General features: G+C 34.0%; 4 protein-coding genes. 2 read left to right on the forward strand and 2 right to left on the reverse strand.

Annotation, left to right across the window (positions count from 1 at the left end; translation table 11 throughout):
* The coding region (locus tag BP92_RS17180; RefSeq protein ID WP_026726836.1) for a beta strand repeat-containing protein at positions 1–5,484 on the reverse strand (5,484 nt) is incomplete at its 3' end.
* Between the two features lie 284 nt (positions 5,485–5,768).
* Between BP92_RS17180 and BP92_RS0115360 the strand changes: the two genes are divergently transcribed.
* The gene (locus BP92_RS0115360) at positions 5,769–5,993 is read left to right on the forward strand and encodes a hypothetical protein (protein ID WP_245598392.1); all 225 of its coding nucleotides are present in this window, start codon (positions 5,769–5,771) and stop codon (positions 5,991–5,993) included.
* A gap of 4 nt (positions 5,994–5,997) precedes the next feature.
* Positions 5,998–6,798: an endonuclease/exonuclease/phosphatase family protein gene (locus BP92_RS0115365; RefSeq protein ID WP_026726838.1), complete on the forward strand. Its 801-nt coding sequence runs from the start codon at positions 5,998–6,000 to the stop codon at positions 6,796–6,798.
* 300 nt (positions 6,799–7,098) lie between these two features.
* On the opposite strand, the gene BP92_RS17185 is transcribed toward BP92_RS0115365, so the two are convergent.
* Positions 7,099–7,275 carry a hypothetical protein gene (locus BP92_RS17185; RefSeq protein WP_160169131.1) on the reverse strand — a complete coding sequence of 59 codons (177 nt, stop codon included), beginning with the start codon at positions 7,273–7,275 and terminating at the stop codon, positions 7,099–7,101.
* Positions 7,276–7,388 lie beyond the last annotated feature (113 nt).

Genomic DNA, 7,388 nt, shown 5'->3' on the forward strand with positions numbered 1-7,388 from the left:
ATTTACCAAAGCAGAAGTTTCTCCCGAACAGATCGTTTGATTAGTAGGTGAGAAGTTCACTGCAGGACTAGGGTTTACGGTGATGGTAAACGTTTGTGATGGTCCTGAACAGCTTGGTGTTCCATTTGAAAATGATGGCGTAACTGTAATTGTAGCTGTTATAGGAGCTGTTCCATTATTTGTTGGTGTAAACACAGGGATGTTTCCAGTTCCTGAAGCCGCAAGCCCGATACCAGTGTTAGAGTTTGTCCAAGAGTAGATAGTTCCTGCTACCACATTTGTAAAAGCAATTTCCGTAGTACTAACTCCGTTACAATACGTTTGGTTGGTTAAATTTAAAGTAGTAGGAGTAGGATTAACTGTTATAGTAATAATAAAAGGTATTCCTGCACAAGCACCTGCCATTGGTGTAACGATGTATTCTATAGTAGCAACCTCAGTTGTTGTATTGGTTAGTGTTTGACTAATTGTATTTACTCCTGTAGTTTGAGCTGAACCACCAGTAATAACCCCAGCAGGAGTACTCACAGGTGTAGTCCATGTATATGTTGTACCATTTGGTACAATATTTCCACTGCCATTTGTAGGTGTTACAGCAAAAACAGTACCCGAACAAATAGTTTGTGTACTATTTTGGATAAATGGTTTAGGATTTACCACTACAGTTATTGTAAAAGTACTTCCCACGCAATTACCAGTATCACCAGAAGTTGGAGTTACAGTATATACAATAGTTTGAGCTGTGTTAGTTGTATTAGTAAGTGTTTGGCTGATAGTAGTGATTCCTGGAGTTGAAGAAGCACTTGCCCCTGTAATGTTTGTATTATTGTTAATAGTCCAGGTGTAAGTAGTACCAGTAGGAACAATATTTCCACTACCATTTGCAGGAGTTACAGTAAAAGCGTTTTCTGAACAAATCGCTGGATGTGTTACGTTTGCAATAACAGGTTTAGGATTCACACTAATTACTACCGTAAATGTGTTACCTGCACAACCATTAGCTCTAGGTGTTACCGTGTAGGTAGCAGTTTGTACAATATTAGTAGGGTTCACTAAAGTACCGCTAATGCTAGTTTGATTGGTAGCACTTGTACCACCAGTGATTCCTCCTGTAACTATTGGTGCACTCCATGAATAGGTAGTTCCTGTCGGAATACTATTTAATGTAGAATTTGAAGGAGTGATGCTAAAAGACTCACCACTACAAATAGCTTCTGTAAAACTTTCAGTGATGCTAGGTTTAGGATTAACCGTAATTGTATAATTATAAGTACTCCCTGCACAAGTACTACCACCAGTAGTAGCTGCTACAGCAACATATGTAATTGTAATAGGCGCGTTAGTACTGTTTACTAAGTTTTGAGCTGGTATTGTGTTCGTTCCTGAAGTAATAACCCCTGTAATTCCTGTAGGTTGAGTAGCAGTCCAAGAGAAAGTAGCTCCAGGAGTTGTACTGCTTAAATTTACCAAAGCAGAAGTTTCTCCCGAACAGATCGTTTGATTAGTAGGTGAGAAGTTCACTGCAGGACTAGGGTTTACAGTTATGGTAAACGTTTGTGATGGTCCTGAACAGCTTGGTGTTCCATTTGAAAATGATGGCGTAACTGTAATTGTAGCTGTGATAGGATTAGCTGTTGAATTGGTTACATTGAATGCATTAATGTTTCCAGTTCCTGAAGCAGGAAGTCCAATAGTTGTGTTGGAGTTGGTCCAATTATAGTTAGTTATCCCGCCAGTATTATTAGTTGTAAAATTAATCGCAGTTGTACTATTGTTAGAGCAAAGCGTTTGGTTTGGTATAGGATTAACTTGTCCTGATGGATTAACCGTAATGGTAAATGTTTTAGGAGTTCCAATACAATTTGTAGCTCCATTTGTAAAAGTTGGTGTAACCGTAATTGTAGCAACAATAGGTGTTGTACCTGTGTTTACAGCTGTAAATGAAGGTATGTTACCTGAGCCACTTAAAGGAATTAATCCAATATTGGTGTCAAAAGACCAAGCATATGATGTAGTTCCAACAGTATTTGTCGTGGAGAAATTTACAGCATTAGTAGCAGTATTGTTACAAACTACTTGATTAGTTGGTTGATTTACTTGCCCAGATGGATTAACCGTAATGGTAAATGTTTTAGATGTACCATTACAAATTGAAGTACCATTATAAGTTGGAGTTACAGTAATAGTAGCTGTAATTGGAGTAGTACCTGTATTTATTGCTGTAAATGAAGGTAAATTACCAGTTCCAGTAAGTGGAGATAATCCTATATTTGTATTAATAGACCAAGCATATGATGTTGTTCCATTAGTATTTGTTGTACTAAAATTTACAGCATTAGTAGCAGTATTGTTACAAACTACTTGATTAGTTGGTTGATTTACTTGTCCTGATGGATTAACCGTAATGGTAAATGTTTTAGGAGTTCCAATACAATTTGTAGCTCCATTTGTAAAAGTTGGTGTTACCGTAATTGAAGCAACAATAGGTGTTGTGCTTGTATTTACAGCTGTAAACGAAGGAATATTTCCTGTCCCAGTTAAAGGTGTTAGACCTATATTGGTATCAAAAGACCAAGCATATGATGTAGTTCCGCCAATATTTGTTGTACTAAAATTTACAGCAGTAGTAGCAGTATTGTTACAAACTACTTGATTGGTTGGTTGATTTACTTGTCCAGATGGATTTATAGTAATAGTAAATGTTTTTGGACTACCAACACAAATTGCAGCACCATTTGTTAAAGTAGGAGTAACCGTAATTGTAGCTGTTAAAGGTGTTGTGCCTGTATTTACAGCTGTAAACGAAGGTATGTTTCCTGTACCAGTTAAAGGTGTTAGACCTATATTGGTATCAAAAGACCAAGCATATGATGTAGTTCCGCCAGTATTTGTTGTAGTGAAATTTACAGCACTTGTACTTGTATTATTACAAACTATTTGATTAGAAGGCTGATTAACTTGCCCTGATGGATTAATAATAACGGTAGCACTTCCTGTCATACTCTGTGAGCAAGAAGGTGAAGTACCATATTGGACACTTACTAAATTATAAACAAATGTTCCAACTGTATTGGTAGGAACTGAAACAGTAGCAGTTGCAGTTGAACTAGTAACAGTTAAATTAGAACCTCCATTAATATTATATGTAAAAATATATGGTGGATTAGTTGTATTAGGAGCGGTAGCAGAATTAGATGTAGCAGTAAAAGTTATTGTTGGAGAAGTTGCATTTTGACAGACTGAAATATCTCCAGAAATTGTTGCAGTTGGTAATGGTTTAATTGTAAATGTTCTCGAAGATGTTGTACTACCACATTCGTTTGTTACGGTTAAAGAAATCGTATAAGTTCCAGGTAAAGAATAAATTATCCCTGAAGGATTACTTGCGTTAATTGCACCAGCAGGAATAGTTGTAGCTCCAGGAAAATTCCATAAATAACTTAATGAACTTGAAGAGGGTGAACAAGAATTTACATTTGCTGTTGGGTTGATGGTTGTTGGACCACAATAATCAGGTATTGTGTTAATAGTAACTGTAGGAGGTTGTTTAACAATTATGTTTTGTACAGAAGAAGTTATAGCCCCACATGAGTTTGTCATTGTAACTGAAACATTGTATGTTCCGGGTGTTACAAAATTAAATGATGGATTAGCTGATGTAGCACTTGTGCCATTGGTAAAACTCCACGTAGGAGTTCCACTACCACAATAACCTGCAACATAATTTACATTCCATTGATAGGTTGGATTGCCTGGACAAATATTAGTTAAATTTGTAGTATTTGTAGATGTTACTGCTAAAGGAGAACAACCTTGAATGGTATTTAATGTGAATTGTGGATTTAAAGGAGATTCTACACATACTTGTCGAGATACTTGACTCATACCGCATGTGTTTTTGACTATTAAAGTAATCGTATATGTTCCAGGCTGTAAAAATGTTATATTAGGTGATATTGAACCAACTGTCCAAGCGTTTGTATTTGTTGAATTGTTGTTCGACCCTAAACCTGTTGCCGTCCATAATCCACTTGTATTAGGTGTTACCGTCCAATAAAATGGTGCTGTAGAAGTACAAGATAAATTAACTGAATTAATTGTTTGTCCAAAGTCGGAGTTGTTGGTTAAGGTTAAAGCTGTATTAGTACAAATATTAGGAATGGGGTTAGGTGTAAAACTTGCTGTAGGCGGTATTCCAACACTAATTAAACTTCCTGCTTGTGGTTGAGGAGCTGTACATGGGTTAGTAGTAACTACAGATGGAAGAAAAACGTTATTATATAGATTACCATTTAAGTTTACCTGATTTCCACATGAAGATGTATTAAAAACATGTGTAATAGTGTAAACATTAAAACCATTTGCTGGCGTACCAATTATCCAGTTGTTTGGAATTGGGTCTCCACCAACATAATCAATACACGGAGCATTGTCACCAAAGCAAATTCTATAATTTGTACCATTACTATTTGCTATTGGAATTGATAACGTATATTGTGTGGTATGAGGTGCACAGCCAGTTGCTTGGTTAGCAAATAGAGAAAGTGTTGCTGCTTGAGGAGAAGTTCCAATAAATGACGTATAGTTTTTTGTTATAGTGCAACCGTTTGTAGAAGTTAAAATAACGGATACATTATAAAAACCAGCAGAGTAAGTGTGTAAAATAAACTGCGCCCATTGACTACTTGGAATTATTTGTATTGGACTACCATCTCCCCAGTTAACAGATATATATTGAATATCATTTATGTTACTTGGTAAACTTAATGTAAATCCTACATCTGAGCTAGTTTCACCACCTTGAACACATGCATTAAGGGTTTCAGTATTAACAATTCCAAGCGTTAAAACTCTGACGTTAACTTGATCAATAACTTGGCAGCTACCATAGGTTGCTGTCACGGTATAAGTACCTGCCATTGCATCAGTAGCGTTACTTCGAGTAGGATTTTGGATGTTACTTGAAAAGCCACTTGGACCATTCCAAGAATAGTTTACTTGATTAGAATAATTGGAAACAGTGGCGTTAAAGTTAATAGTTTGACCCTGACAGACAACTATATCATTACCTGCGTTTACTGTAAAATTATTTAAAACAGTTATAGTTACAATATTTGAAGTATTACTAATAGGTATATTAATTGGATTCGGATTTGAAGAATCAGTTGCATTAATAAGAGTATAGGTGTAAGTGCCAGGAATACTCGTATTTACATTTATTGTTACAGCATCGCTATTGATTGGTGAAGATATTAATTGATTGCCTGGAACACCATTTAATGTATATGTATAATTAATTGGACTATTTGGCTGAGGAGAACCATTAGTTATACTGAAAGTAATTGTAGCAACTTGATTTAAACAGACTGATGAAAAGCTTGAGCTTATTTGAGCTTCAGGTCCTGGCGGAATATTATTTGCTATTATATTGTTAAATGAAGAAACAATCAATAATGCAAATAAAATCTTGTAAAATTTTCCCATAATGTAAGTATTAATTCATATATATAACCTAACATCTAACATCTGTATGTTAGATTGCCTACTAAACAAACGAATAGAAATAAACATTTCTATTACCCAAAATTTAGGTGTCGGTAAAAATATGGTAAATTGGGGGAAATTCAATACGGCAATCCGTAAAGACATATTTTTTTCAAAGGAACTAAAAGTTTTTTGTATTCTAAAATTTTTGTTATTAAGAATTTATCAAATTTTGTTGTGTTTTGAATACATATTAATACATTTGATTACAAACTATTTTTTAAATGAAAATTAATCCTATGTACAAACGAATTCTATTCTCTTTCCTTTTATTTACCTCTTTCAATTTAATGGAAAGCGATGTTTATATTTGTTTTTCAAAAGGAGCTAAAAAATATCATTATAATAAATTTTGTAAAGGTTTGACTAATTGTAAGCACACTATAAAAAAAGTTTCACTATCTGAAGCTAAAGAATTGGGACTGTCACTTTGTGGTTGGGAGGATTAATAGTATGAGAAAATTACTTCTATTTTTTATATTTTTTACTTCTACTTTTTTTGCTCAAGTAAAGTTATTATCATGGAACGTTGAAAATTTAGGAAGTTCTAAATCACAATCTGATTTATTATACATTGTTTCTATTCTAAAAGATTATGATGTTGTGGCATTGCAAGAAGTAGTTGCTGGAGATGGTGGAGCACAAGCTGTAGCCAAATTAGCGGATGAACTTAATAGAAAAGGTTCAAAATGGGATTATGTGGTAAGTGACCCAACGAGTAGTAGTGCCTATAAAACCGAACGCTATGCTTTCTTATGGAAAACTAGTAAAGTTAAAAAAGTAGGAGAGGCTTGGTTGGAGAAAAAATATCATTTAGAAATTGACAGAGAACCTTACTATTGTACTTTTGATTTTAAGGGCAAACAGTTTACTATTGCAAATTTTCACGCCATAACCAAAAGTAAACAACCCGAAACTGAAATTAAATATTTTAAATTTCTACCCGAACAATATCCAAAATTGAATTTACTTTTTGTTGGTGATTTTAATTGTCCGCAATCACATACCGTATTTAATCCTTTGAAGAAAATGGGGTATGTTAGTGTTTTTATCAATCAAAAAACTTCATTAAAAAAAGAATGTAGTAACGAAGAATGTTTGGCTTCTGAATTTGATAATATTTGGTACAATAGTTCGAAATTAACTGTTCGTAATCCTAAAGTAATTCATTTTTATGAGGCTTTTGCAACACTAAAAGAAGCAAGAGAAATTTCAGATCATATTCCAATTACAACAGAAATAACAATAAAATAAATCTCGACTTCGCTCGATTTGACAGGTAGAGAAGTTGTATGCTCGGTGCGTTTCAGGTAGAGGGGTTGTATGCTCGGTGCGTTTCAGGTAGAGGAGTTCTATGTTCGGTGAGTTTTAGGTAAAGTTTTGTATTTTGACTGATGTAGGTATTGGGAGTAGGTTTAATCTTTCGAGTTTTTTTTGAATTTGCTAATTGAACTCTATTAGTTTTATAATCCTATTCAAAACAAAAAAAGCCCTGCAATTGCAGAGCTTTAGTGACCTCGACAGGAATGGAATTTTTATTACTTTTCATTTTTGTTATTTATTTGATATTGTGTTAGTTAGTGTTTTTGTAGTAGTATCTTCTTTTGGCGATGTTGGCGATGTATTGGTAATCAAGGATATAGCATAAGCAATTAAGGCAATAGCAGTTCCAGCAATAGCACCGTTTTTAATCCTATCATTTAATCCATTTTCATAATTATAATAAGGCATAATATTATTTTTTTTGGGTTAATAGTTTAATTAATTCATCTTTAGTTTTAAGTAATTCTTTCATCAAGGCATTTTCATTTTTATACGCTTCTAATTGTATTTCTAATATTTTA

Origin of the sequence: Flavobacterium sasangense DSM 21067 (assembly GCF_000686885.1) — a bacterium.
Classification (GTDB): Bacteria; Bacteroidota; Bacteroidia; order Flavobacteriales; family Flavobacteriaceae; genus Flavobacterium; species Flavobacterium sasangense.